Genomic DNA, 23,811 nt, shown 5'->3' with positions numbered 1-23,811 from the left:
CCACGAGGACGTCGGCCGCCAGCTTCCCGAGCGCGTGCGCCGCGAGCGGGCTGTCCCCGGTGATGAGGTGGCGGTCGTGGTGGACGTGTCCGGCCATGTCCTCGTTGACCACGACGAGGCCCTGTGCGGTCAGCCCCTCGGCGAGGAGCCAGGGCATGTCGCCGGGGATGTCGCCGATCTCCACGTTCGCGCCGGCGCCGCGGGGAGGCAGCCCGGCCTCACCCGCCGTCGGGAACGTCTCGCCCGAGCAGACCGTCGACGAGGAGGCGCACGTACACGTCGGCGACCGCGTCCGGCGAGCGAGGCCCCTCCGGGCGCAGCCACCGGGCGGTCCCGTTCACCGCGTCGAGCAGCGCCAGCGCCGCCAGTCCTGGATCGTCGACGGCGAACTCCCCCGACCGCACGCCCGCCGCCACCGTGTCCCGGACCCGCCGCTGGTAGTGCCGGCGGTGCTCCTCGACCTCGGCGCGGTGCTCCGGGGACAACGCCGCGAGTTCCTGGAGGCCGACGAGGAACTCGACCCGCCGTCGGACGAGGTGGTGCAGGTGCGCACGGACGAGGGCCGCGAGCCGCGAGCCGGGGGTGCCGGCGTCGTCGAGCAGCGGCAGGGTCTCCTCGACCGGCTCCGCGGTGACCCGCCGGCAGATCGCCGCGAGGATCTCCTCCTTGGACCGGTAGTGGTGGTAGAGGCTGGCGCCGCGGATGCCGAGCTCGTCGGCGATGTCCCGGGTGCCCACCGCGTGGTAGCCCTCGCGGGCGAACAGCGCCGCCGCCGCGTCGACGATCTGCTCGGGGGTGACCCGGCGCCGCCCGGAGAGCGGAACGGGTTCAGACATCGACCCGCCGCAGCTCGCGCTTGAGCACCTTGCCCTGCCCGTCCACGGGGAACGCGTCGACGACGTGCACCGCCTTCGGCGTCTTGTACGAGGCCAGGCGTTCACGGCAGTACGCGACGAGGTCGGGCGAGGTCCCGGGCTGCAGGATGACGAACGCCGTCACCGCCTCCGACCAGTACTCGTCGGGGCGGCCGACGACGGCGGCGCGGAGCACGTCGGGGTGGGTGTGCAGCACCCGCTCGACCTCCTGCGACGACACGTTGAAGCCGCCCGACTTGATCATGTCCTTGGCGCGGTCGGCGAAGAACAGGTTGCCGGCGGGGTCGGAACGCACGATGTCGCCGGTGCGCAGCCAGCCGTCGTCGGTGAACACGGCAGCCGTGCGCTCGGGCTCCTTGAAGTAGCCCAGCATCACCGAGGGCGACCGGCACCAGAGCTCGCCCGGCTCCCCCGGCGCCGCGTCGACGCCGTCGGGGGTGACGATGCGGGTCTCCAGGTGCGTGACGGGGACGCCGATCCACGACGGGTCGGCGTCCGGGATGTCCTCCAGCCGCGAGAACCAGCCGACGGAGCCGAGCTGCGAGAGCTCCGACTGCCCCCAGTAGGTGCCCCAGACGATGCCGTCGGCGGCGTCGGACCAGGCGTCGACGGCGGCCGGCGACACCTGCCCGCCGTAGGTCATCGCGCGCCGGACGGTGCCGACCGTCTCGGGGCCGAAGCCGTCGGCGCGGGCGAGAGCGAGGTAGAAGGTGGGGGTCTGCGCGACGACGGTGACCCGCTCGGCGTCGATCAGGTCGAGCGCGCGGGCCGGGTCCAGGGAGTCGGGCAGGACGAGGGTGGCGCCCATCATCGTCAGCGTGGTCATGGACCCGAGCCCGGCGATCGTGAAGAACGGCATCGCGAAGAACCACGTGTCGTCCGGCCCGGTCCGCAGGCCCCAGCTCCACGCGGGCGCCGTCGAGATGAGGTAGTTGCGGTGCGGGATCATCACGCCCTTGGGCGTGGACTCGGTGCCGCTGGTGTAGATCAGCATCGCGAGGTCGTGCTCGTCGACGTCCACCTCGGGCTCGTCGTCCGGGCCGGCGAGCACCGACGCGAGCGCGGTCCAGCCCTCGGCGGGGGCGCCGAGGACGATCCGGGCGACGACACCCGTCGTCGGGACCCGGTCCAGGAGCTCGACGTACGCCGGGTCCGCGACGACGACGGCCGGCTCGGCGTGGTCGACCTGCGCGGCGACCTCGTCCCGCCCGTGCAACACGTTGATCCCGGTGAACGCGGCGCCGGCCTTGAGGGCGCCGTAGTAGACCGCGATGACCTCGACCGAGTTCCGCGCCATCACCGCGACCCGGTCGCCGCGGCGCAACCCGGCCGCGAGGAGGTGCCCGGCGACCGCGTTGGCCTGCCGGTCCAGCTCGCCGTACGTGGTCTCGCGGCGCACGCCGTCGGCGTACGAGACGACCGCGACCCGCTCGGCCCGGGTCTGGGCGTGCCGGCGGAGCTGGTCGCCGATCGTGGCCCGGCCGACGGGGCGGCGGTGCACCTCGGGGAGGGCGCGCACGTCGAGCGAGGCGCTCACGCGGGCGTCCCGGCGAACAGCGGGCGACCGAAGGTCTCGTCGAAGACGATCTGCTCGACGGGGGTCCGGGACAGCTTCGTCGGGAAGGCCTTCGCGGGGTAGCCGACGGCGACGTGCGCGGCGGTGATGTGGTCATCGGGCACGCCGAGGAGTTCGCGGACCTGCGGCTCGACCGCGCACAGCAGCGTCGTCACCGCCGTCGCGACGCCGCGGTCGCGCAGCGCGAGGCAGAGGTTCTGCATCGTCGGGTAGATCGAGGCGCCGCCGACCACGGAGAGCCGGCCGAGCTCGGTGTCGGTCGGGTGCAGGCCGGAGGTCTCGGCGCAGAGCACGAGGATCGCGGGGACGGACGCGAGGTGGCGGGCGAAGTGGTCGGCGTCGAGCACGGTCTTCGGCAGGGCGTTGGCCTGCACGGTGCCCTCGCCGATCCCGGCGAAGTAGGCCTCCCACATCGGCAGGTAGAGGTCGGCGAGGGCCTGCTTGCGCGCGGCGTCGCGCACGACGATCCACTTGACCGGCTGCCGGTTCCCGCCCTGCGGCCCGAAGCGCGCGGCGTCGACGGCCGCGTGGAGCACCTCGTCGGGCACCGGGTCGTCCCGGAAGTACCGGCAGGTTCCGGTGGTCCGCATCGCCTCGTCCAGCTCCATCGCCGGTTCTCCTATCAGCGGGTAGGCCAGGTTCGGCTCACTGTGCTGTGGGCCCGACCACACGTCAAGCACTCTCCCGCAGCTCCGACCGAGGCTTGCGCGATCGCGCCCTACCCGCCGTAAGGTCGCGATCGTGACGACCACCGCCGGCCGGACCGGGCTCCGCCGCGCCCTCGACGCGGCGAACATCCCCTGCCTGACGATGTGCCTCGTCCAGCTGACCGGCGACCTCCGGTGGCTGGACGAGCCGTACGCCCCGACCCGCGCCCGCGGGCTGGACGACCACGACACCGGCGGCCTCCCCGACGACGTCCAGGACGAGATCCGGGACGCGGCCGCGGCGGCCGTCGAGGCGTACCTGGCCGGGGCGCCCGTCGCGATCGAGGCCCCGCGGGGCGAGCTCCTGCTGCGGATGCTGCGGACGTCCACCGGCGAGCCGGTCGGCGACGAGTTCGAGCCGATGATGGCCGAGACGCTCGGCTCGGCGGAGCCGGAACCGGTGCCGCACCCCGTCGTCCCGGACGGGTTCGACGCGCTGGTGATCGGGGCCGGGGTCGGGGGCCTGCTCGCCGTCGCGACCCTGCGCGCGATGGGCGTCCCGGTCACGGCGGTGGAGCGGAACACCGAGGTCGCCGGGACGTGGTGGGAGAACCACTACCCGGGCGCGGGCGTCGACACCCCGAGCCACCTGTACTCCTACTCGTTCCGCCCGCACCCGTGGTCGACGGCGTTCGGGCGGCGGGACGAGGTGTTCGACTACCTCCGCGACTACGCCGACGACGCCGACCTCCGCCGTTCGATCGAGTTCGGCGCCGAGGTGGAGGCAGCGGCGTGGGACGACGACGCGCGCCGGTGGGCGGTCACGGTGCGCCGGGCCGACGGGTCGCGGGAGACGCGGGGAGCCTCCGTGCTGATCTCGGCGGTCGGGCAGTTGAACCGCCCGACGGTGCCCGACCTCCCCGGCCTGGATTCCTTCGAGGGCCCGCTGTTCCACTCCGCCCGCTGGCCCGATCTCGACCTCGCCGGACGCCGGGTCGCGGTCGTCGGGACCGGCGCGAGCGCGATGCAGATCGTGCCGCGGATCGCCGGGCGGGCCGGGTCCGTGACGATCTTCCAGCGCTCCCCGCAGTGGATCGCCCCGCACGCCGGCTACTTCGACGAGATCGGGGCGGACCGCCAGCAGGTTCTGGCCGAGGTGCCGTTCTACGCCGGCTGGTACCGCACGCGGCTGGCCTGGACGTTCAACGACAAGGTGCACCCCGCGCTCGTCGTCGACCCGGACTGGGAGCACCCGGAGCGCTCGGTCAACGCCGCCAACGACGGGCACCGCCGGCACTTCACGCGCTATCTGGAGGCCGAGCTCGAGGGCCGCCCCGACCTCGTCGCGAAGGCCCTCCCGCACTACCCGCCGTTCGGGAAGCGGATGCTGCTCGACAACGGCTGGTTCGCCGCGCTGCGCCGGGACGACGTCGAGCTGGTGACGGAGGCCGTCGCGTCGGTGGGGCCCTCGTCGGTGCGGACGGCGTCCGGGGCGGAGCACGCGGCGAACGTGGTCGTCATGGCGACCGGGTTCGCGGCCCACGAGTTCCTCGCCGGGGTCGACGTGCGAGGGCGCTCGGGGCGTCGGCTGACCGAGGAGTGGGGGGACGACGACGCGCGGGCGCACCTGGGCATGACCGTCCCCGGCTTCCCCAACCTCTTCCTGCTCTCCGGGCCGAACACCGCACTCGGCCACGGCGGCTCGCAGATCACGATCATCGAGCTGCAGATGCGGGCCGTGGCCCGGCTGGTCGCGGGGATGCTCGAGCACGGGTCGTCGGCGATCGAGGTGCGACGCGAGGTCGCGGAGGCCTACGACGCGGAGGTCGACGAGGCCCACGCCGGCATGATCTGGACCCACCCGGGCATGACGAACTGGTACCGCAACGCCGCCGGCCGGGTCGTCAACACCCTCCCCTGGCGGATCGTCGACTACCGCGCCCGCCTGGAGGCGTCGGGACTGGACGACCACGAGCTGCGCTGATCTTCGGCCGGCCCGCAAACGTGCCCGAGAACCGATTCCTCAGGAATCGGTTCGAACGACTAACCCCGCAGGTCGCCCGGCGTCCGGAAGCTGCACCGCGGGCCGGGAGAGCGCGCGAGCCGCAGGTCCAGGGTGAGCACGGGGGCGCTCGACACCTCCGCGAGCGCCACGTACGCCCCGTCACAGCTGGAGACCGCACCTCGCAGCTCCCACACCCGCGGAGCGACGGTGGCGAAGTCGACGAGGGTGACCGGAAGGTCGAGCAGGTCCGCATGCGCGAGCCGCCCGACGTCGTCGCTGATGTCGCCCCGGAGAACGGACCGCCGGAGGACGTTGGCTGCCTCGAACGGCATGAGATGCGGTGCCGCGAGGTCCTCGCCGACCATCTCGGCCCGCGCCCAGCGCCCGACGGTTCCGTCGTCGACGAGGCTCGCGACGACCACCGACGCGTCGACGACGAGGGTCATGCTCGGTCCGCGTCGCGGTGAGCCAGGATCGTCTCGGCAGCGAGGCGTGTGCCGGTCGCCTCGGTGCGGGCGCGAACCCGTCCCCAGAACGTCTCCGGGTCCGGGCGCTCGGCCCAGGCGATGAGCTCACGCCGCAAGTGCTCCTGCAGCGAGCGGCCGGCCCGAGCCGCTCGCGCTGCCAGCTCGTCCCGGACCTCGTCGGGAACATCCCTGACCGTGATGGACGTACTCATGCCTGCATTATGCATGCTCAGCAGCTAGATCAGCTGCATGATCGCCACGAACCCTTCGCCCGACCCGGGTGCGGCCCGCACGCCGGCTCAGCGGGCTCGACCAGGTCGAGGTCGAGCCCGTAGACGGCGGCCGCGGTGCCGGAGAACAGCGCGCGGCGCTCCGGGTCCGAACAGCCCGCGGTGATCCGCTGGTAGGCGGTGCAGATCGTCGTGAAGGAGCCGACGGCGTCCGTCGGGAGGTTGCTCCCGAACAGCACCCGGTCCGCCCCGAAGAGCTCGATCGTCTCCTCGACCCAGGGCCGCCACTCCGAGGCGAGGACCTCGGCGCGCACCGGCGGATCGGCCCGGTACGACGGCGAGCCGGACAGGAAGGTGCCCAGCCCGCTCATCTTCACCGCGACGGACGGGCACCGCGCGAGCTCGGCCATGGACGCGCGCCAGGCGGGGAACTCCGCGGCCGTCCGACCTGCGTGCCGGCCGATCCCGACGGGGTTGCCGAGGTGGTCGAGCACGATCCGGGTGCCTGGGAAGGCCCGCGCGAGGTCGACCACGTCGTCGAGCTGGGGCGCGAGGACGAACGCGTCGAAGCTCAGGCCGAGCGGTTCCAGCTCCGCGAACCCGGCCCGGAACGCCGAGTCTGCGTACAGGTGCGGCGGGAACCGGAACAAGCCGCCGAGCACGGCCGGGTCCTCGTCCCACAGCGCCGCCTGACGGATGCCGCGGAAGCGTCCGGGAGCCGCCGTGAGGTGGGCCTCGAGCACCTCGCGGACCGCGGTCCCCCGTCGCAGGTCGGCTGCCCCGACGATCGCGGCGGCGATCCGCCCGTCGGCCTGGCCGGCGAGGAACTCGGTCTCGCCGACCGGCCGCAGGTGCTCGGGCCCGGAGGTCCGGTATCTCGTGTGTCCCTCCACCACCACCGTCGCGACGACGTCGGGGTGCCCACCGAGAAGGTCGGCGTAGTCGGTGGCGAGGAGGCTGCGCCGGCCCCACAGCTCGGCGAGACGGTCGTCCGCGTCGTCGAACAGGTGGTGGTGGGCGTCGACGATCGGGAGACCCGTCCCGCCCACGAGGTGGAACTGCATGCGGGCGACTCCTCGTCTCGGGCCTGCCCACACCCTGAGGTCGCCGAGACCGGGGCGGTGGACTTTTCTGTCCTGAGGGATGTCCTTCCAGCGGACACGGCGTTCTGTTCTGAGGAATCTTCTTGGCCCCGTGGGGTCGGCGGGCGAGTCTCGCCGCAGCGACGAGGCGAGGAGCGATCCGGATGACAGCGGTGGACACGCCGGCACGGGTGGAGCCGGACGAGGGGCACCTCGCGGTCCGCGACCGGGACTGGCGCCTCCTGATCGGCGGCGAGCTCCGCCCGGCCACCGGCGGGCGCACCTACCGGCGGATCAGCCCGTTCCTCGGGGAGCCGATCGCCACGGTGCCCGACGCGACCACCGAGGACGCCGACGCGGCCGTGGCGGCGGCCGCGTCGGCGCGCCGCAGCTGGCGGCTGACCCCCGCCCCGCAACGGGCGGCCATGGTCACCGAGGCCGCGCGCATCATCGCCGAGCACGGCGAGGAGCTCGCCCTGCTGGACACCATCGATGCGGGCTCGCCCCTGGCCAACTCGCGGGTCGACGTCCAGATCACCCTCGCCCAGGCCCGGCTGTTCGCCGGGCTCGCGCTGGAGATGAAGGGCGACACCATCCCGGCCAGCGCCGGCCTGCACCTCACGGTGCGCCAGCCGGTGGGCGTCGTCGTACGGATCGTGCCGTTCAACCACCCGCTGATGTTCGCCGGCAAGGTCTTCGCGCCGCTCGTGGCCGGCAACCCCACGATCCTCAAGCCGCCGGAGACCGCGCCGCTGTCGGCGCTGCGCCTCGGCGAGCTGCTCCGCGACGTCTTCCCGCCCGGTGTGCTCAACATCGTCGTCGGGAACGGGCCGACGGTCCCCGACCGGCTGGTCCGGCACCCCGACGTCCGGCGGATCGGCTTCATCGGGTCCGAGCGCACGGGGCGCGCGATCCAGCAGGCCGCGGCCGCCTCCGGGATCAAGGAGGTCAGCCTCGAGCTCGGCGGCAAGAACGCCATGGTGGTCTTCGCCGACGCGGACCTCGACGCCGCCGCCGACGCCGCGATCCGCGGGATGAACTTCACCTGGTCCGGCCAGTCCTGCGGCTCGAACTCGCGGCTCCTGGTCCAGCGCCCCGTGCACGACGACCTGGTGGACCGGATCGCCGCGAAGCTGCGCGACCACCGCATCGGCGACCCGCTCGACCCGGCGTCGGTGCAGGGCACGATGATCGACCAGCGCCAGTACGACAAGGTCCTCGGCTACCTCGACACCGCGCGTCGCGAGGGCGCCACGGTCGTCACGGGCGGCGGCCGTCCGGACGGCCTGGAGCACGGGCTGTTCATCGCCCCGACCGTGCTCACCGGGGTGCGGGAGGACCACACGGTCGCCCGCGAGGAGATCTTCGGGCCGGTGCTGTCGGTCCTCGGGTTCGACGACGAGGACGACGCCGTCCGGATCGCGAACGACTCCCCCTACGGCCTGACCGCGGCCGTCTGGACCCGCGACATCGGCCGCGCCCTGCGGATGGCCCATGAGCTCGAGGCCGGCTTCACCTGGGTCAACGACTCCGCGAAGCACTTCCCGAACGTGCCCTACGGCGGTGTCAAGGTCTCCGGGCTCGGGCGCGAGGAGAGCCTCGAGGAACTCCTGGGCTATACCGAGCTCAAGTCGATCAACATCTCCTACTGAAGGACGCCATGACCGACGACATCCGCGAGCTCGTCTCGCTCGCCTCCCGCGTCCTCGGCGCGGCCGACCAGGGCGACTTCATCTGGGGCCACGCCTCGGCCCGCGACCCGGACGGACGCGGCGCCTGGATCAAGCGCAGCGGCATCGGGCTGTCCGAGGTCGGGCCGGAGCAGGTGCACCTGGTCTCGCCCGACGGCGAGGTCCTCTCCGGCGACGGCCCCCGGCACCTCGAGTTCCCGATCCACACCGAGATCCTGCTGGCCCGGCCCGACGTCGGCGGCGTCGTCCACGCGCACTCGCCGCACGCCGTCGCGCTCGCCGCGGCCGGGGTGGAGCTGCGCCCGGTCAGCCACGCCGCGACGTTCTTCGTCCCGCCGTCCGTGCCTCGCTTCACCGAGACCACCGACCTCGTCCTGACCCGCGACCTGGGCCGCTCGTTGGCCAAGACCCTCGGCGACTCCTCCGGGGCCTTCCTGGTCAACCACGGCATCGTCACCGTCGGACCGGACCTGCAGACCGCGACCTTCGCGGCGCTGCTGCTCGAGACCGCCGCCGAGCAGATGCTCCGCACGCTCTCGTTCGGCGGCCACCCCACCTGGACCGACGACGAGGAGTCGCTGGTCAAGCGCGAGCACATCTACCACCCCGCCGCCGTGCACTCCGCCTGGGACCACCTGGTCCGCAGGCTCGGCGGCTGACCGACGGACGAGGACGACGCCCATGGCCAAGCCCCGCGCACACGACCCCGACCTGCTCAGCTTCTCCTACTTCTTCCCGACCGGGCAGACCGACCACGTCTGGTCCGACGAGGCGGCCGCCGCGACCCCGCCGCTGGGCCGCGACGTCTTCCTGGAGATGGCCCGGGCCGCCGAGGAGACCGGCTTCGACTCGCTGTTCATCGCCGACACCTGGTCCGGGCACCAACGGGAGGCCGAGCGCGCGGGCCACCAGTCCCCGAAGTACCAGGCCCCGATGCTCGCCATGGCGCTGTTCGCCGTGACGGAGCACCTCGGGGTCATCACGACGATGCACACCAGCCACCACCGTCCCGCCCACGTCGCCCGGGCCGGCGCGACGCTCGACGCCTTCAGCGGCGGCCGGTGGGGCTGGAACGTCGTCACCGGGTTCGGGGACGCCGAGGCCCGGCTGTTCGGCGAGAGCGGGATGGCCGGTCACGACGACCGGTACGCGGCGGCCGCCGAGTTCGTCGAGGTCGTGAAGCGGTTCTGGACCGAGGACGAGCCGATCGACCACCGGGGCCGCTTCCACACGGCCCAGGGTCGGATGAAGGCACCGCGACCCGTCCAGCACCCGACCCCGCTCCTGGTCAGCGCCGGCGCCTCGCCCGCGGGGATGGCCTTCGCGGCCGAGCACTGCGACCAGTTGGTGGTCGCGGGCAACACGGTCGAGAAGGTCCAGGCCGTCGACCGGCGGCTCGAGGACCTGCTCGAGGCCCGCACGCCGGCCCGCACCGTGAGCACCGCGCCCTTCTCGATCGTGATCGTCCGCGACGGGGACGGGGAGGCCGAGGAGGAGTACGAGCGCCTGGCCGGGACCCTCAACGTCGAGGCCACGAAGGAGCTGGCGGCGGACATCCTCGGGGGCATCGAGTCGATCAGGTCGGCGTTCGACGGGCAGGATCCGCAGGAGGCCGCCCGGGCGTGGGGCAGCGGCCGCGGGATCCTGAAGTTCCTCGGCACCCCGGAGCAGGTCACCGAGCAGCTCGTCGAGCTGAAGAAGGAGACCTCGACCCAGAACCTGCTCGTCAACTTCCCGCTGTGGAGCCCCGGCGAGGTCCGGGCCTTCCGGAGCGTCCTCGACCACTGCCGGGACGCCGGGATCTGGCTCCCGCCGAGCGAGCGGAGCCACTCGTGGTGACCCCCACCTCGACCACCCCGACGGTCACCGTCGACGGCGGGGAGCTGTCCGGACGGACCCTCGCCGACGGCGTCCGCGCCTTCCTCGGCGTCCCCTACGCGGCCCCTCCGGTCGGCGACCTGCGGTGGCGCCCGCCGCAGCCCGTCGCCCGCTGGACCGGCACCCGGGCGGCGACGGAGCACGGACCGGCGGCGCCGCAGTTCCCGCCACCGCCGAACTCGCTGTACTCCGGCGGGGAGCAGCGGTTCTCGGAGGACTGCCTGCACCTCAACGTCTGGACCGGCCCCGACGGCGACGCCGGCCGCCCCGTCATGGTGTGGCTGCACTTCGGCGCCTACCAGTTCGGGTCGGCGGAGAACCCGATGTACGACGGTGCCTCGCTCGCCGCGGCCGGGGTCACGGTCGTCTCGGTGAACCACCGCCTCGGCCGGCTCGGCTTCCTCGCGCACCCCGAGCTCACCGCCGAGTCGGGCTACGGCGGCTCGGGCAACTACGGCCTGATGGACCAGATCGCGGCTCTCGCGTGGGTGCGCGACAACATCGCGGCGTTCGGCGGCGACCCGGGCAACGTGACGCTGTTCGGCGTCTCGGCGGGTGGCAACAGTGTCCACAACCTCCGTAGCTCACCGCTCGCGGTCGGCCTGTTCCACCAGGTCGTCGCCCAGAGCGCGCCCGGCGTGGCTCCTGCTCTCGACGGACCAGGCCACCCCGCGAACCCGTCCACGCTCGCGGCCGGCGAGCAGGCGGGCGTCGAGCTCGCGGAGGCCCTCGGCGCGCCGACCCTGGCCGAGCTGCGGGCGCTCCCGGTCGAGCAGCTCATGGCTGCCCAGCTCCCCCGGGCCGCAGGCCGGTGGTCGTTCGACCTGGTCCCCGGGGCAGAGGTCGGGCTGGCGCTGTTCGACACCGGCTACCCGGTCATCGACGGACACGTCCTGCCGCAGGACCCACTCGCGGCCCTCCTCGCCGGGCAGGTCGCCGACGTGCCGATGCTCGCGGGGAACGCGGGCAACGAGGCCTCGGGCCTGCCCTACCTCGGGACCCTCGAGGCCTACCGCGCCGACGTCGAGGAGGCCTTCGGGGAGCACGCGGCCGAGGTCCTCGAGCTCTACCCGGCCACCACCGACCAGGAGGCGCAGCAGGCCAGCTGGGCGCTGCTCGGCGACCAGGTCTTCGTCTGGTCGACCTGGACCGCGGCCCGGCTCCACCGGCGCCGCCTCACCTCGCCGGTCCACTACTACCGCTTCCTGCGCCGCCCCCCGATCCCGGCGGACGCCGACCTCGTCGAGCGGGACTACGCGGGCGCGTTCCACGGCGTCGACGTCCCGTACGTCTTCGGGACGCTCGACGCCTGGCCGTGGGACTGGACCGACGCCGACCGGGCCCTGTCGGCCCGCGTGCAACGGGCCTGGGTCGACTTCGCCCGCACGGGCGATCCGACCGCCTCCGGTGCGCTGACATGGCCGACGGTCGGCGACGGCGTGCTCGCACTCGATCTCGAGCCCGGTCCGGGCGAGCCGCCGGACCCGGCGCGCATGGCCTTCTGGGACCGCTACCACGGCGTGGCCGACGTCCTCGGCCGATGAACGGGAGGGAACCGGACATGGCACCGATCACCGGCGCGGAGTCGCTGGTCCGCACACTCGTACGGCTCGGCGTGCACGACGCGTTCAACATCGTCGGGCTCGGGCTCTTCCCGCTGGCCGAGGCGTTCTACGCGCACCGCGACGAGGTCCGCTACGTCTCCGCGCTCAACGAGACCAACCTCGGCCTCATGGCCGCGGGCTACGCCCGCGCGAACCGGTCGGCCGCCTTCGTCAACGTCTACCACGCCTCCGGCACCGGGCTCGGGATGATGGCGCTGACGACGGCCTGGGCGGACGGCGTCCCGATGGTCTTCACCACGACGACGTCGAGCCGTGCCCTGGCCGGGCGCGACCAGTACGCCGCCGTGCCGCGGGCGGTCACCGAGATGAGCGGCCAGTACACCAAGTGGAGCGCCGAGATCCCGTCCGCGGACCGGATCCCGGAGCTGGTGGAGCGGGCGTTCCAGATCGCGAACACCCCGCCGTACGGACCGGTCCACCTGGCGTTCCCGATGGACGTGTGGCTGGAGCGGACCGAGGAGGTCGGGCACCGCCGGCCCACCGAGGTCCTCACGGACTTCGCGGCCGCTCCCACCGCCGTCGAGCGGGTGGCGGAGCTGCTGCGCACGAGCGAGCGGCCGGTGATCGTCACCGGCGCCGAGGTCGCCCGCTACGGCGCCGTGGACGCCACCGTCGCGCTCGCCGAGCAGCTCGGGGCGACCGTGCTGCACGAGGACAAGGTCGCCGACCTCGGCTTCCCCACCACCCACCCGCAGTTCGCCGGGCGCCTCGGCGCGCACCGCCCCGTCGTCGGCCAGTCGGACGTGGTGCTGCTGCTCGGCGTCGAGCTCACCGAGTCGGGGTTGACCCGGCCGGTCGAGTTCGGGTCGGCGACGACGATCGTCCTCAGCCCCGACCCGCTGCTGCTGACGCGGCAGCTCCGGCCGGACCTCGCCGTCCTCGGAGCGCCGCGACCCACCCTGGAGGCGGTGGCGGCCGCCGTCGGGACCCTTCCCGACGAGGTCCGGGACGCCCGGGCCGCCGCGGCCCGGGAGCTCCACGACGCGCGGGACGCGCGCAACGAGCGGATCCGGGCGATCCGGTTCGACGCCGAGGAGCTGGCGATCGGCCGGATCCTCACCGAGCTCGAGGCCGCGATGCCCGCGGGGACGATCGTGGTCAACCACTGCGCGTCCGGGGAGCCGTTCGTCGAGGACCTCCTCCCCCACCCGGACACCGACGCGTTCTTCGGCATCTCCAGCAAGGCCAGCGCGCAGGGCTGGGGCGGGCCAGCGTCGATCGGCATCCAGCTCGCCCGCCCGGACCGGCGCGTCGTCGCGCTGCTCGGCGACGGCGGGTTCATGTTCTCCTCGTCGGCGATCTACGCCGCCGCCCAGCAGGACCTGCCCGTCGTGTTCGTGATCCTGAACAACGGCGGCTGGCGGGACATCGGGGCCCTGGCCGCGGTCGCGCGGAGCCCGCTGGTGGACGCCGAGGACGTCATGGGCTGGACGTTCGGTGACCCGCCCATCGACCACGCCGCGTACGCCGCGAGCCTCGGGCTGGACAGCCGCCGCGTGGCCACGCCCGGCGAGCTGCGGGCCGCGCTGGACAAGGCGTTCGCCGACCGCCGCGCCACGTTGATCGAGGTCCTGAACTCCCCCGAGGACGCCCACGAGTTCTCCCGCGTCTTCACCCAGGCCGACGGCTGAGCCGCCGCATCCCCGAGAGGAACCACCGCCCATGGCACGTACCGACGCCGACCGGCTCTCGGTCGGCTACTTCTTCCCCGCCGGGCAGACGAACCACGTCTGGTCCGACGAGGCCGCCCGGCGCACGCCCCGGCTCAACCGGGAGAACCTCCTCGAGCTCGCCCGGACCGCCGAGGAGGTGGGGTTCGACTCGTTGTTCATCGCCGACAACTGGTCGGGCCACCAGCGCGCCGCCGAGCTCGCGGGCCACCAGTCGCCCGCCTACCACGCCCCGCTGCTCGCGATGGGCATCTTCGCGGTGACCGAGCGGATCGGCGTGACCTCCACCTTCCACACCACCCACCACAAGCCCGCGCACGTGGCGCGGATGGGCGCGACGCTGGACGCGTTCAGCTCGGGCCGCTGGGGCTGGAACGTCGTCACCGGGTTCTCCGACGCCGAGGCCGCCCTGTTCGGCGAGGAGTTCGTCGAGCACGACGAGCGCTACGCCATGGCGGCCGAGTTCGTCGACGTCGTCCAGCGGCTGTGGACCGAGCACGAGCCGATCGACCACGACGGCCGGTACTACCGGGCCAAGGGCCGGATCAAGGCCCCACGGCCGGCGAGCGACCCGCGCCCGCACCTGGTCAGCGCGGGTGCCTCGGCCGCGGGCACGGCCTTCGCGGCCCGGTGGTGCGACGAGCTGGTCACCCTCGCCAAGGACGACGACGCCCTGCGCGGCGTCGGGGAGCGGCTGGCCGGGCTGACGGCCGACACCGGCCGGGACGTCTCGGTGACCCCGTTCGCGATCGCCCTGGTGCGCGAGCACGAGGGCGAGGCCGAGGAGGAGTACGCGCGCCTCCTCGAGTCGCTCAACCACGAGGCGGCCTGGGAGATCGCGGGCGACATCCTCGGCTCGATCGAGTCCGCGCGCACGATGTTCGACAAGCTCGGCGAGGACAAGGCCGTCCACGCCCTCGGCAGCGGTGAGGCGATGCTGCAGCTGGTCGGCACCCCGGAGCAGGTCGCGGAGCGACTCGTCCGGCTGACCGGGCAGGACGTCCGGAACATCCTGGTCAACTTCCCGCTGTGGAGCCCCGAGGAGCTCCGCGGGTTCCGCCGGGTGCTCGACCTGCTCGACGACGCCGGGGTGCGGGCGCACCCCGAGCCCGGCGACCGCCCCTGGTGACGGCACGACGGAGCGGGGCCACCGATCCCGGTGGCCCCGCTCCCGCGTGTCCGGGGTCAGCGGGCCGTGACCCCGCCGTCGACCATCAGCGTGGTCCCCGTGATGTAGGCCGCCCGGTCCGAGGCCAGGAAGGACACGGCCTCCACGACGTCGTCGTGGGTCGCGAGCCGGCCCAGCGGTACCTGCTCGAGGAGGTTCCCGGCGGCCCGGCGAGCGTCGCGCCCCGCCCCGCGCATCGGCGTCTCCACGAACCCGACACCGACCGCGTTGACCCGCAGCCGCGGGGCGTACTCGCACGCCAGACCCCGGGCCAGCGCCTCCACCCCGGCCTTGCTCGCCGAGTACACCGCGGCGCCGGGCATGCGCCCGAAGCGCGACGCGTGACTGCTCAGCAGCACGATGCTGCCCGAGGTCATCCGGTCGGCGGCCAGCGCGGCGACGCGCGCGGCGCCCGCCAGGTTCACCTCGAGCGTGCGCTCCATCGCCTCCCCGGCGGCCTCGCGACCGGGCACCGGCACCATCACCCCGTGGGCGAGGACCACCGTCGTCAGGCGGCCCAGCGCCGCGACCGCGTCCAGGCACGCCTCGACGCTCGCGGAGTCCGTCACGTCGAGGGGCGCGTGGTGCACGCCCTCGGGCGCGGCCTTCCCACCGGAGCGATCGGCCGCGACGACGACATGTCCGTCCCGGCGGAAGCGCACGCACAGGGCGGCACCGAGGGACCCGGTACCGCCCGTGACCAGCACGGAGCCGACGCTCACCGGTGCGCCGCCCGCGGCAGGGCGAGGCCCGCGACCAGCGTGATCACCGCGGCGGCCATGACGTAGAACGCCGGCGAGATCGGCAGTCCGGTGGAGCGCACCAGCAGCGTCGCGACGTAGCCGCCCGCGCCGCCGAACGCGGCGACCGAGATCGCCGAGGCGATCGAGACGAGGGCACCGCGGCGGCGGGTGTCGAACAGCTCGCTGATCGTCGCGGTGCCCGCGCCCGCGATCATGCTCGTCGGGATCGCGAAGACGACCTGGACGAGCACGAGCGTGCCGAACGACGGGACGGCGACCAGGAACGCGAACAGCGGGACCGGGACCACGATGAAGGCCACGGCCGCTCCGACGATCAGCGGGCGCCGCCCGATGCGGTCGGACTGGTGCCCGAAGACCGGGATGAGCGCCACGGCGAGCAGGCATCCGATCGCGGTGGCCCACAGGGCAGGGGTCGCGGGGACCTTCGCGAACGTCGTCGCGAAGGTCGGCATGTAGTTGATCGTGACGAAGGAGGTGACCGCCCAGAGCGCCACGACGCCGAGCGCCAGGACGAAGCCGCGGCCGGCGCCGACCGGCGGGCCGGTCGGCACGTCGTTCCCGGTCTCGGTCTCGCGGGACCGCTCCAGGTCGACGAACTCCGGCGTCTCCCCCACCGTGCGCCGGAGCACCAGCACGACGACCGCGAGCAGCGCGCCGAGCAGGAACGGGATCCGCCATGCCCACGCCTGGACGGCGGCGGTGCCGACGGCCGAGGTCAGCACGGACACCACGAGGATGCCCAGCAGCAGCCCGCCGTAGGTGCCGACCTGGTGGAAGCTGCCGAAGAAGCCGCGGCGCCCGCGGCTCGCCCACTCGGTGAGGAAGACCGCGGCGCTGCCGAACTCGCCGCCGGCGGAGAAGCCCTGCAGCAGCCGCCCGACGAGGATCAGGGCGGGGGCGAGCGCCCCGATGCTCGCGTAGGTCGGGGCGAGCCCGATCACCAGCGATCCCGCCGCCATCAGCAGCATCGAGAGCAGCATGACGAAACGCCGTCCGCGCCGGTCCGAGACCGGGCCGAGGACGAGAGCCCCGATCGGGCGGGCGACGAAGCCGACCGCGAAGACCGCGAACGAGGCCAGCAGCGCGGCGACCGGGTCGTCGCCCGGGAAGAAGGCGGCCCCGATCGCGGCGGCGAGGAAGCCGTAGACGGTGAAGTCGTACCACTCCATGACGTTGCCGAGCGTGCCGAGGACGGTCGACCGCGTCCGGCCGGCGGCGGCATCGAGAGTGGACGGGGGGCGGACGGCCGGCTGACTCGTCATCGGGGTCTCCTGCGTCATCGGGAGGGAAGCCGGATCGACGGTACGACCGTTCCTCTCACCGACAGCTACAGTTCTGATGTGAAGAACAAGCCGGGCTACGGGATCGAGTCCGTGGACCATGCGCTGCGCCTCGCGCTCCTGCTGCAGCAGGAGGGGCCGTTGCGGGTCACCGACGCGGCCGAGCGGCTCGAGGTCGCGCGGTCCACGGCGCACCGGTTGCTCGCGATGCTCGTGTACCGGGACTTCGCCGAGCAGCAGCCGGACCGCCGGTACGTCGCCGGGCCGGTCCTGCGGCGGTCCACGCCGTCCGAGCCGGCCGCCGTCCTCCGCGGGGTCGCCCTGCCGCACCTCGAGGGGCTGACCGCCCGCACCGGTGAGACCAGCAACCTGGTGGTGGTCGTGGCGGACGAGGCCCGCTTCGCCGCGACCGTGGAGTGCGACCAGACGCTGCGGGTCGGCGACCGGGAGGGCCGCACCCTGCCCGCCCACCTCGCGTCGGGTGGACGGGCGGCCCTCGCCGCGCGGGACCCCGACGAGGTCCGCGCGCTGTACGAGGAGAGCGAGGTGGACGTCGAGGCCCTGCTGCGCGATCTGGCACGGATCCGCCGGCAGGGGTTCGCGGTGAACAACCAGCGCACCGAGACCGGCGTGACCGCGATCGGCTGCGTGGTCGACCGTCCGCCCGGCTCGCCGGCCACGGCGATCTCCCTCGCGATGCCCACCGTCCGCCACGACCGGCGACGGCTCGGCGAGTGGGTCCGTCAGCTCACCGTCACGGCCGAGCGGATCGCCGCGGACCTCAGGCGCTCCGACCAGGTCGGATAGCCTCGGCGAGGGCGAGCGCAGCGACGGGGGTTGATGAGGCCGTGCAGACCGGGCCCGACGACGGGGCGGCCCCGCGGTACCCGCTGGAGTCGGTGGATCGCACGCTGACGCTGCTGCGCCAGCTGGCCGACCGCCGCGAGGTCGCCCTCGCCGAGGTCCGCGCCCACCTCGGGGTCGGTCAGTCGACGGCCCACCGCCTGCTCGCGATGCTCGTGTACCGCGGGTTCGCGGTGCAGGACCCGGTGTCGCGGAAGTACCGGCCCGGCCCGGCGTTCGCCGACCTGGGCCGGGCGGCCGAGCCGTCGTTCGACCTCGTCGAGGTCGTGCGTCCCGTCCTCGTCGCGCTGGCCGCGGAGACCGGGGAGACCGTGCACCTCGGCGAACTGGTCGGCACCGACGTCCGCTACCTCGACGTGATCGAGAGCGCGTCGACGCTGCGCGTGGCCAGCCGCGCCGGCCAGACCCGCCCCGCCCACGCGACCAGCATCGGCAAGGCCATGCTCGCGACCCACGACGACGAGGCCGTCCGCGCGCTCTATCCCGACGGGATCCCGGCCGCCGGCACCTCGCGAGCCGTCACCGACGTCGACGCGCTCCTCGCCGAACTGCGGCGGGTCCGTTCCCGGGGGTCCGGGCGCAACCGGGGCGAGGTGGAGTCCGGTGTCTCGTCCGTCGGGGTGGCGATCGGACATCCCGCCCACGGCCTGCTCGGCGGACTGAGCGTCGCCGCGCCCGAGGCACGGTGGAGTGCGGCGATCGAGCGCGACCACGTCGCCGCGCTCCGGACCGCGGCGGAGCGAGTCCTCGCGAGGGTCCCCTGAGCGCAGGTCGCGCGGCCCGATCGGCTCCGGACCCGCCGACGGGTAACTCTGTGGCGCGTCGTCCCGTCACGAGGCCAAGGCGACGAGCCGCTCGACCGAGGCGCGCAGCTTCTCGGACGTCGTGTTCCGGGCCCGCTCGTGGCGGGACTCGTCGGTGAGCGCGCTCCAGTCGTAGGTGTGCCGGATGCGCGTGCGGCCGTCGTCGAGGACCTCGAACTCCCAGCGCCACAGGTGACCGGGCTCCGGCCGGCCCGGCTCGCTCGGCCGCCACGCGATCAGCCGGCCCTCGACGAACTCGACGACGTGGTTCTCGCGGTCGGCACCCATGGTCAGGGTCGTGGTGAAGAGGTCCCCGACGCCGTGGACGCGCTGCCCCTCGGCCGCGTGGGCGAGGTTGTCGTTGCCGTCCCACTCCGGCTGGCGAGCCGGATCCGCGACCAGGGCGAACAGTGCGTCCGGCGACACGTCGGTGACGACCTCGACTGACACGACCCGGTCCATGACCCCACCCTTCCCGACGACGGCGCCTGCCGCAGCGACGTCGCACGGGTTACGGTTGCGCCCCGCCGGATCGCCTACCTCCGAACCCGGGAGTCCTTCGATGTCGCTGCAGGTCGTCGCCCTGATCACCGCCAAGCCGGGCTCGGAGGAGCTCGTCGGGAAGGCACTCGAGGAGCTCGTGACGGCGACCCGGGCCGAGGAGGGCTGTCTGTCCTACGAACTCAACCGTTCCGGTGCGGACGGCACCGTCTTCGTCACGGTCGAACAGTGGCGCGAGCAGTCGGACCTCGACGCGCACCTGCAGACGCCGCACATCGCCCAGGCCCTCTCCGTGACCGACGGCCACCTCGCCGCACCGCCGGCGATCCACCCGCTCGTGCCCGTGCAGCTCTGACCGACGCACGGCGAGCTCGACCCGTCGTCAGGAAGGATCTTCCCGACGACGGGTGGGCCCGGCTCCGTAAGGTGCCCCCGTGGTCGACGAGGCACAGCAGGACCGTCCCCGCTTCGGCCGGTACCGCCTCGACGACCTGCTCGGCCGCGGAGGTATGGGCGAGGTGTGGCGGGCGTTCGATCTCGACCGCCGTCGCACCGTGGCCGTCAAACGCCTGCACGCCGAGCTCGCCGATGCGACCGAGTACCAGGAGCGGTTCCGCCGCGAGGCGCGTCTCGCCGCGCGGCTGCGGTCGCCGCACGTCATCCCGATCCACGACTTCGGCGAGATCGAAGGCCGGTTGTTCCTCGACATGCGGTACGTGGAGGGACAGGACCTCTCGGCCCACCTCGCTCGGGGTCGGTTCCCGCCCGACCGCGCGGTCGCCGTGATCGACCAGGTCGCGGAGGCCCTGGCCGAGGCCCACGACGAGGGGCTCGTGCACCGGGACGTCAAGCCGTCCAACGTCCTACTCGCGGGCTCGTCGGACTTCTCCTACCTGGTCGACTTCGGCATCGTCCGCGCCGTCGACGGCAGCGCGGGGCCCACGCTGACGGCCACCGGCGTCACGATCGGGACGATGCTCTACATGGCGCCGGAGCTCCTGCTCGCGGACCGCGCGCCCGACCACCGCGCCGACGTCTACGCCCTCGGATGCACCCTCGTCGAAACGCTGACCGGGCGCCCGCCGTTCGACCTGACCGCGACGTCGGCGCTGATGTACCACCATGTGAACGTGGCCCCGCCGCAGCTCTCGGAACGCGGGGTGCGCGGGTTCGACGACGTCGTCGCCCGAGCCATGGCGAAACGGCCCGAGGACCGCTACGACTCGGTGCGCGACCTCGCCGAGGACGCGCGTCGCGCTCTCGGTCGGCCGCCGCGGCGTACCCCTCCGCCCCCGCGTCCCCCCGACGGCGAGTCCCGCCCCGCGGCGACGGCGCTCCTGCCCGCGCGGGCCTTCTGGCGCCGACCGGGTGTCGTCGCCGCCGGACTCGGCGTCGTCGTCCTGGCCGCATCGGTGGCCACCGCGATTGCCTCCTCGAGCGGTACGACGGCGTCACGGGGCGGGTCGGAGCCGGAGACCAGGCCGGGGTTCGCCTCGAGCATCGAGGTCGACGGGCCGGCGCGGGCGCGGACCGCACCCAGTCTGGGCGCAGCGGTCACCTCGATCCCGGACGGGGTCCACCCGCTGGTCTGCGCCGAGACCGGACAGGTCACGCAGGGCGGGTCCGGCCAGGTCAGCACGACCTGGGTCCGCGTGGACTCCCTGCCCTCCGGCCCGGTCCACGTGCCCCTGGTCGACGTCGAGACCCGGGCGTCCGACCGGCCGGGACCGGCGGAGAGCATCCGCCCCTGCTGATCGACCGGCCATGTTCTACTGTGCCCGTCCCCGGGGGGGTGACGCGGTGAGCGGCCAGGGCGGTCGGTTCGGCGACTACGAGCTCCTGGACCTCCTGGGCCGTGGCGGCATGGGCGAGGTGTGGCGGGCCCGCGACACGCGTCGCGACCGCTCGGTCGCTCTCAAGCTGCTCGCCGCCGACCTCACGTCACGACCCGACTTCCAGGAACGCTTCCGTCGAGAGGCGCAGCTGACCGCCGTCCTGAACTCCCCCCACGTCGTCCCGATCCACGACTGGGGCGAGATCGACGGACGGCTGTTCCTCGACATGCGCCTCGTGGACGGCGGGAGCCTCGCCGACGTCGTCGCCGCGCACCCCGACGGTGTGGAGCCCGACTGGGCGCTCCGGGTCCTCGCCCAGGTCGCCGAGGCCCTCGACGCCGCCCACGACCGGTCGATGGTCCATCGCGACGTCAAGCCCGCCAACGTGCTCGTCGCGGGCCGGGCGACGCAGCCGTTCAGCTACCTCACCGACTTCGGCATCGCCCGGCTGGTCGACGAGACCTCCGGTGCCCGGCTCACCGAGTCCGGCCAGGTCCTGGGCACGCTGGCCTACATGGCCCCGGAGCTGTTCACCGAGGGCACCGCGACCCGCGCCTCCGACGTCTACGCCCTCGGCTGCCTGCTCTACGAGGTGCTGAGCGGCCGACGCGCCGTCGCCGCCGGGTCCGTCCCGGCCGCCATGCACGCCCACGTCTTCGGGCCGGTCCCCGAATTGGGCGCCCGCCGCCCCGACCTCGCACGCCTCGATCCCGTCCTCGCGCGCGCACTCGCGAAGGACCCGGACCGGCGTCCCGCGAGCGCCGGGGAACTCGCCCGGGCCGCAGCCGCCGCGTGGGAGGGCGAGCCCGTGCCGGCGGGCTCCGGGGCGGGGCCGAGCACCCTCGTGTCCGGCGACCCCGCTGTGTCCGTCCGCGAGGCTCCCCGGGAACCGGCCGCACGGAGCCCGCGGCGATGGCGGCTCGTCCTGGCGCTCCTGACGATCGTCGTCGTCGGTCTCGCGGGTGGGCTCGCCGTGGTCCAGGAGGTGCCTCCGACCTCCCGGTCGGCCCCCGCGGCGCCCGGTACCGTCCCCGTCGGCACGGCGCGGGTGCTCCCGGTGACCCTGCGCAGCGGCAACGGGGTGCTCCCGACCCCGGACGGGAGGGAGGCGTACCTCTCGGAGGCCGACAGCGACGACGTCAGGCGCATCGATCTCGCCACCGGTGCGGTCACGAAGGTCTACTACGTCATCGGTATCGGCCAGGGCCGCATGCAGCTGAGCCCGGACGGGCGGGTCCTCGCCGTCCAGCTCAACGGGTCCGCGTCCGACGCCTCCGGGAGCGGGGTCGCGCTGGTCGACACCATCAGCGGCGTCGTCTCCGTCGTCCGACTGCCGACGAAGCCGGGGGACCTCGTGTTCACGCCGGCCGGGTCGCTCTTCGTGTCCTCGACGGGGACCTCCGACGCACTCGGGGACACGGTGGTCGAGATCGACGTGCCGGCCCGTCGCGTGCTCCGGACGGTGTCGGTCTCGCTCGAACCGCGCGGGCTGGCGGTGTCGGCGGACGGACGCACGGTCGCGGTCGCGTGCACCGGGGGGCCACGGGACGTCGGTGGGTCGGTCGATCTCGTGCCCGTCGCGGGCGGCCCCGTCAGCTCCATCCGCTCGGCGCGAGCACCGCGCTACATCGCTCCCCTTCCCGACGGCAGGTTCGCGGTCTCGGTCTCGTACCCCAACGGGGGCGCGGTCGATCTCGTCGACCCCCTGACCCGGTCGGTGACCCGTCGCGCAGAGGCATCGGTGACCGCCCCAGTTCGTCTGACGACCACGGGGGCGGGCCGTCGCCTCGTCGTCGCGCAGGCGGACAGCTCGGCCACGCCGCCGGTGGGCGAGCTGGCCGTGCTCGACGTCGCCTCGGGCGACAACGTGTTCCGCGTCCCGCTCGCCGGGCTCGTGCTCGCGGAGCCGACCCCGGACGGGCGGCGCGCGGTCCTCGTGACGAAGACGTCGATGGCGGTCGTCGACCTGCCGACGTGACCCGGCCGCAGATGGGCGGCCGGGCCCCGTCCGCTCGTCGTCAGAACCCGAGGGCCCTCGCGCGGGTGCAGGACAGGTACTGCTCGCCCGCGGTGTCCATCGCGGTCCTGGCGACCTCGAACCGGTGCCAGGAGTCCTTGACCCGATCGGTGCTGAGCTGGGTCTTCTGGTTGTTGATGTCGTTGTTCAGGTTGTTCATCAGGGCGTCCAGGGCCTGCTTGCCGAGGTCGCCCGCGTTCTTCGCGACGTCCATCCAGGTCCGGATGATCCCCATGATCGCGGACTTCCCGTCGAGCGTGTTCGCCCGATCCGCGAACCCGAGTTCCACCGCTGCCCGCGAGTACCGCTCGATCGACGCGGCGTGGACGTCGCGCAGGGTCGTGCAGCCCTCCGGGAACGGGTTCTTCTGGATCCGGGCGACCGCGTTGCTCAGGGCCGCGGACTCCTGCCGGACCTCGGCCGACTGCTGCCCTCCCCCGCCGCCACCGCCGCCGTACCCGCCGTCGGCACCGCCTCCCTTGCCGGGATCACCGGTCGAGTCCGGGTTGGACGGCGCCCAGCCGCCGCCCGGGTCGCCGTGCACCTCGATGCACTCCTCGCCCGGCTTGTCGGTCCCGCCGCACCCGTAGACGCCGTCGCTCGCCCGCGCCGGCGCCGACCCCAGCAGGGACAGCAGCAGGATCGCCGCCAGCACGAGCGTGGCCAGTACGCCCCGACGTCCGCGCCCACCCATGACCTCGTCCATCGTCAGCTCCTCGTCCGCGGCATCCGGTCGACGCCGACACCGAGAAGCGTCACGAAAATCCGACGTCACGACGACGAGCCACGGGCAGGTCCGCGGTCTCCACCCACGGGTGGAGACCCGGCGCCGC

22 protein-coding genes are annotated in these 23,811 nt (G+C 73.7%); 12 read left to right on the top strand and 10 right to left on the bottom strand.

All coding sequences use genetic code 11. From position 1 onward, the window contains the following. Positions 1-218 precede the first annotated feature (218 nt). Genes QRT03_RS24105 through QRT03_RS24095 form a run of 3 tightly spaced genes read right to left on the bottom strand, consistent with a single transcriptional unit; the run spans position 219 to position 3,059 of the window. Entirely contained in the window at positions 219-836 is a 618-nt protein-coding gene (locus tag QRT03_RS24105) for a TetR/AcrR family transcriptional regulator (protein WP_286055645.1), read from the bottom strand. Beyond that, positions 829-2,412 carry a class I adenylate-forming enzyme family protein gene (locus QRT03_RS24100; RefSeq protein WP_286055644.1) on the bottom strand — a complete coding sequence of 528 codons (1,584 nt, stop codon included), beginning with the start codon at positions 2,410-2,412 and terminating at the stop codon, positions 829-831. The genes QRT03_RS24105 and QRT03_RS24100 overlap by 8 nt, the downstream gene beginning before the upstream one ends. Continuing rightward, complete coding sequence (locus QRT03_RS24095) at positions 2,409-3,059, bottom strand: nitroreductase family protein (RefSeq protein ID WP_286055643.1); 651 nt, start codon at positions 3,057-3,059, stop codon at positions 2,409-2,411. Before QRT03_RS24095 ends, QRT03_RS24100 begins: the two co-directional genes overlap by 4 nt. Positions 3,060-3,192: 133 nt before the next feature. Here QRT03_RS24095 and QRT03_RS24090 point away from each other — a divergent pair, with 133 nt between their 5' ends. Continuing rightward, entirely contained in the window at positions 3,193-5,082 is a 1,890-nt protein-coding gene (locus QRT03_RS24090) for a flavin-containing monooxygenase (protein WP_286055640.1), read from the top strand. A gap of 59 nt (positions 5,083-5,141) precedes the next feature. Here the strand turns inward: QRT03_RS24090 and QRT03_RS24085 are convergent, their stop codons facing one another. From QRT03_RS24085 to QRT03_RS24075, 3 genes are read right to left on the bottom strand one after another with little or no spacing between them, the layout of a single operon-like run. Next, positions 5,142-5,549: a type II toxin-antitoxin system VapC family toxin gene (locus QRT03_RS24085; protein WP_286055639.1), complete on the bottom strand. Its 408-nt coding sequence runs from the start codon at positions 5,547-5,549 to the stop codon at positions 5,142-5,144. Beyond that, entirely contained in the window at positions 5,546-5,782 is a 237-nt protein-coding gene (locus tag QRT03_RS24080) for a FitA-like ribbon-helix-helix domain-containing protein (RefSeq protein WP_286055638.1), read from the bottom strand. The genes QRT03_RS24085 and QRT03_RS24080 overlap by 4 nt, the downstream gene beginning before the upstream one ends. Positions 5,783-5,811: 29 nt before the next feature. Next, a complete protein-coding gene (locus QRT03_RS24075; protein ID WP_286055636.1) occupies positions 5,812-6,864 on the bottom strand; it encodes an amidohydrolase family protein in 1,053 nt (350 codons plus the stop codon). Between the two features lie 182 nt (positions 6,865-7,046). On the opposite strand from QRT03_RS24075, the gene QRT03_RS24070 reads away from it, so the two are divergent. The 6 genes from QRT03_RS24070 to QRT03_RS24045 are packed head-to-tail and all read left to right on the top strand — an operon-like array spanning position 7,047 to position 14,875. Next, positions 7,047-8,534: an aldehyde dehydrogenase family protein gene (locus QRT03_RS24070; RefSeq protein ID WP_286055635.1), complete on the top strand. Its 1,488-nt coding sequence runs from the start codon at positions 7,047-7,049 to the stop codon at positions 8,532-8,534. 8 nt (positions 8,535-8,542) lie between these two features. Continuing rightward, positions 8,543-9,232: a class II aldolase/adducin family protein gene (locus QRT03_RS24065; protein ID WP_286055634.1), complete on the top strand. Its 690-nt coding sequence runs from the start codon at positions 8,543-8,545 to the stop codon at positions 9,230-9,232. Positions 9,233-9,254: 22 nt separating this feature from the next. Then, complete coding sequence (locus QRT03_RS24060; RefSeq protein WP_286055633.1) at positions 9,255-10,412, top strand: LLM class flavin-dependent oxidoreductase; 1,158 nt, start codon at positions 9,255-9,257, stop codon at positions 10,410-10,412. Next, complete coding sequence (locus tag QRT03_RS24055; protein WP_286055632.1) at positions 10,406-11,995, top strand: carboxylesterase/lipase family protein; 1,590 nt, start codon at positions 10,406-10,408, stop codon at positions 11,993-11,995. The genes QRT03_RS24060 and QRT03_RS24055 overlap by 7 nt, the downstream gene beginning before the upstream one ends. A 17-nt stretch (positions 11,996-12,012) precedes the next feature. Continuing rightward, positions 12,013-13,707, top strand: a complete 1,695-nt coding sequence (locus tag QRT03_RS24050; protein ID WP_286055631.1) for a thiamine pyrophosphate-binding protein — start codon at positions 12,013-12,015, stop codon at positions 13,705-13,707. A 31-nt stretch (positions 13,708-13,738) separates the two neighbouring features. Then, on the top strand, positions 13,739-14,875 hold the full coding sequence (locus QRT03_RS24045; protein ID WP_286055630.1) for an LLM class flavin-dependent oxidoreductase: 1,137 nt from the start codon (positions 13,739-13,741) through the stop codon (positions 14,873-14,875). A gap of 56 nt (positions 14,876-14,931) precedes the next feature. Here QRT03_RS24045 and QRT03_RS24040 read toward each other — a convergent pair whose 3' ends face one another. Both QRT03_RS24040 and QRT03_RS24035 read right to left on the bottom strand, forming a co-directional pair. Next, a complete protein-coding gene (locus QRT03_RS24040; protein ID WP_286055629.1) occupies positions 14,932-15,621 on the bottom strand; it encodes an SDR family NAD(P)-dependent oxidoreductase in 690 nt (229 codons plus the stop codon). Between the two features lie 11 nt (positions 15,622-15,632). Next, positions 15,633-16,940, bottom strand: coding sequence for an MFS transporter (locus QRT03_RS24035; protein ID WP_286055628.1), 1,308 nt, complete (start codon positions 16,938-16,940; stop codon positions 15,633-15,635). Positions 16,941-17,018: 78 nt separating this feature from the next. Here QRT03_RS24035 and QRT03_RS24030 point away from each other — a divergent pair, with 78 nt between their 5' ends. Together QRT03_RS24030 and QRT03_RS24025 are read left to right on the top strand one after the other, a co-directional pair. Beyond that, positions 17,019-17,765, top strand: a complete 747-nt coding sequence (locus QRT03_RS24030; RefSeq protein WP_286055627.1) for an IclR family transcriptional regulator — start codon at positions 17,019-17,021, stop codon at positions 17,763-17,765. Between the two features lie 41 nt (positions 17,766-17,806). Continuing rightward, complete coding sequence (locus tag QRT03_RS24025) at positions 17,807-18,586, top strand: IclR family transcriptional regulator (RefSeq protein ID WP_286055626.1); 780 nt, start codon at positions 17,807-17,809, stop codon at positions 18,584-18,586. Between the two features lie 66 nt (positions 18,587-18,652). On the opposite strand, the gene QRT03_RS24020 is transcribed toward QRT03_RS24025, so the two are convergent. Further along, entirely contained in the window at positions 18,653-19,087 is a 435-nt protein-coding gene (locus QRT03_RS24020) for an SRPBCC family protein (RefSeq protein ID WP_286055625.1), read from the bottom strand. 100 nt (positions 19,088-19,187) lie between these two features. On the opposite strand from QRT03_RS24020, the gene QRT03_RS24015 reads away from it, so the two are divergent. The 3 genes from QRT03_RS24015 to QRT03_RS24005 all read left to right on the top strand — a co-directional run bounded on the left by QRT03_RS24015 (position 19,188) and on the right by QRT03_RS24005 (position 22,939). Further along, the gene (locus tag QRT03_RS24015; protein ID WP_286055624.1) at positions 19,188-19,481 is read left to right on the top strand and encodes a putative quinol monooxygenase; all 294 of its coding nucleotides are present in this window, start codon (positions 19,188-19,190) and stop codon (positions 19,479-19,481) included. Positions 19,482-19,560: 79 nt separating this feature from the next. After that, positions 19,561-20,880, top strand: a complete 1,320-nt coding sequence (locus QRT03_RS24010) for a serine/threonine-protein kinase (protein ID WP_286055623.1) — start codon at positions 19,561-19,563, stop codon at positions 20,878-20,880. A gap of 46 nt (positions 20,881-20,926) precedes the next feature. Continuing rightward, positions 20,927-22,939, top strand: a complete 2,013-nt coding sequence (locus tag QRT03_RS24005) for a serine/threonine-protein kinase (protein WP_286055622.1) — start codon at positions 20,927-20,929, stop codon at positions 22,937-22,939. Between the two features lie 40 nt (positions 22,940-22,979). Here QRT03_RS24005 and QRT03_RS24000 read toward each other — a convergent pair whose 3' ends face one another. Beyond that, entirely contained in the window at positions 22,980-23,684 is a 705-nt protein-coding gene (locus QRT03_RS24000; protein ID WP_286055621.1) for a hypothetical protein, read from the bottom strand. Positions 23,685-23,811 lie beyond the last annotated feature (127 nt).

The organism is Actinomycetospora termitidis (assembly GCF_030286555.1).
Classification (GTDB): Bacteria; Actinomycetota; Actinomycetes; order Mycobacteriales; family Pseudonocardiaceae; genus Actinomycetospora; species Actinomycetospora termitidis.
Note: the sequence above shows the minus strand (reverse complement) of the source record. Positions and strands in the feature narration are given on the sequence as shown.

Coding starts and splice junctions, on each gene's coding strand:
- QRT03_RS24105 (WP_286055645.1), bottom strand. CDS start 836: ATGTCTGAACCCGTTCCGCTCTCCGGGCGGCGCCGGGTCACCCCCGAG.
- QRT03_RS24095 (WP_286055643.1), bottom strand. CDS start 3,059: ATGGAGCTGGACGAGGCGATGCGGACCACCGGAACCTGCCGGTACTTC.
- QRT03_RS24085 (WP_286055639.1), bottom strand. CDS start 5,549: ATGACCCTCGTCGTCGACGCGTCGGTGGTCGTCGCGAGCCTCGTCGAC.
- QRT03_RS24080 (WP_286055638.1), bottom strand. CDS start 5,782: ATGAGTACGTCCATCACGGTCAGGGATGTTCCCGACGAGGTCCGGGAC.
- QRT03_RS24075 (WP_286055636.1), bottom strand. CDS start 6,864: ATGCAGTTCCACCTCGTGGGCGGGACGGGTCTCCCGATCGTCGACGCC.
- QRT03_RS24070 (WP_286055635.1), top strand. CDS start 7,047: ATGACAGCGGTGGACACGCCGGCACGGGTGGAGCCGGACGAGGGGCAC.
- QRT03_RS24065 (WP_286055634.1), top strand. CDS start 8,543: ATGACCGACGACATCCGCGAGCTCGTCTCGCTCGCCTCCCGCGTCCTC.
- QRT03_RS24060 (WP_286055633.1), top strand. CDS start 9,255: ATGGCCAAGCCCCGCGCACACGACCCCGACCTGCTCAGCTTCTCCTAC.
- QRT03_RS24050 (WP_286055631.1), top strand. CDS start 12,013: ATGGCACCGATCACCGGCGCGGAGTCGCTGGTCCGCACACTCGTACGG.
- QRT03_RS24045 (WP_286055630.1), top strand. CDS start 13,739: ATGGCACGTACCGACGCCGACCGGCTCTCGGTCGGCTACTTCTTCCCC.
- QRT03_RS24035 (WP_286055628.1), bottom strand. CDS start 16,940: ATGACGAGTCAGCCGGCCGTCCGCCCCCCGTCCACTCTCGATGCCGCC.
- QRT03_RS24020 (WP_286055625.1), bottom strand. CDS start 19,087: ATGGACCGGGTCGTGTCAGTCGAGGTCGTCACCGACGTGTCGCCGGAC.
- QRT03_RS24015 (WP_286055624.1), top strand. CDS start 19,188: ATGTCGCTGCAGGTCGTCGCCCTGATCACCGCCAAGCCGGGCTCGGAG.
- QRT03_RS24000 (WP_286055621.1), bottom strand. CDS start 23,684: ATGGACGAGGTCATGGGTGGGCGCGGACGTCGGGGCGTACTGGCCACG.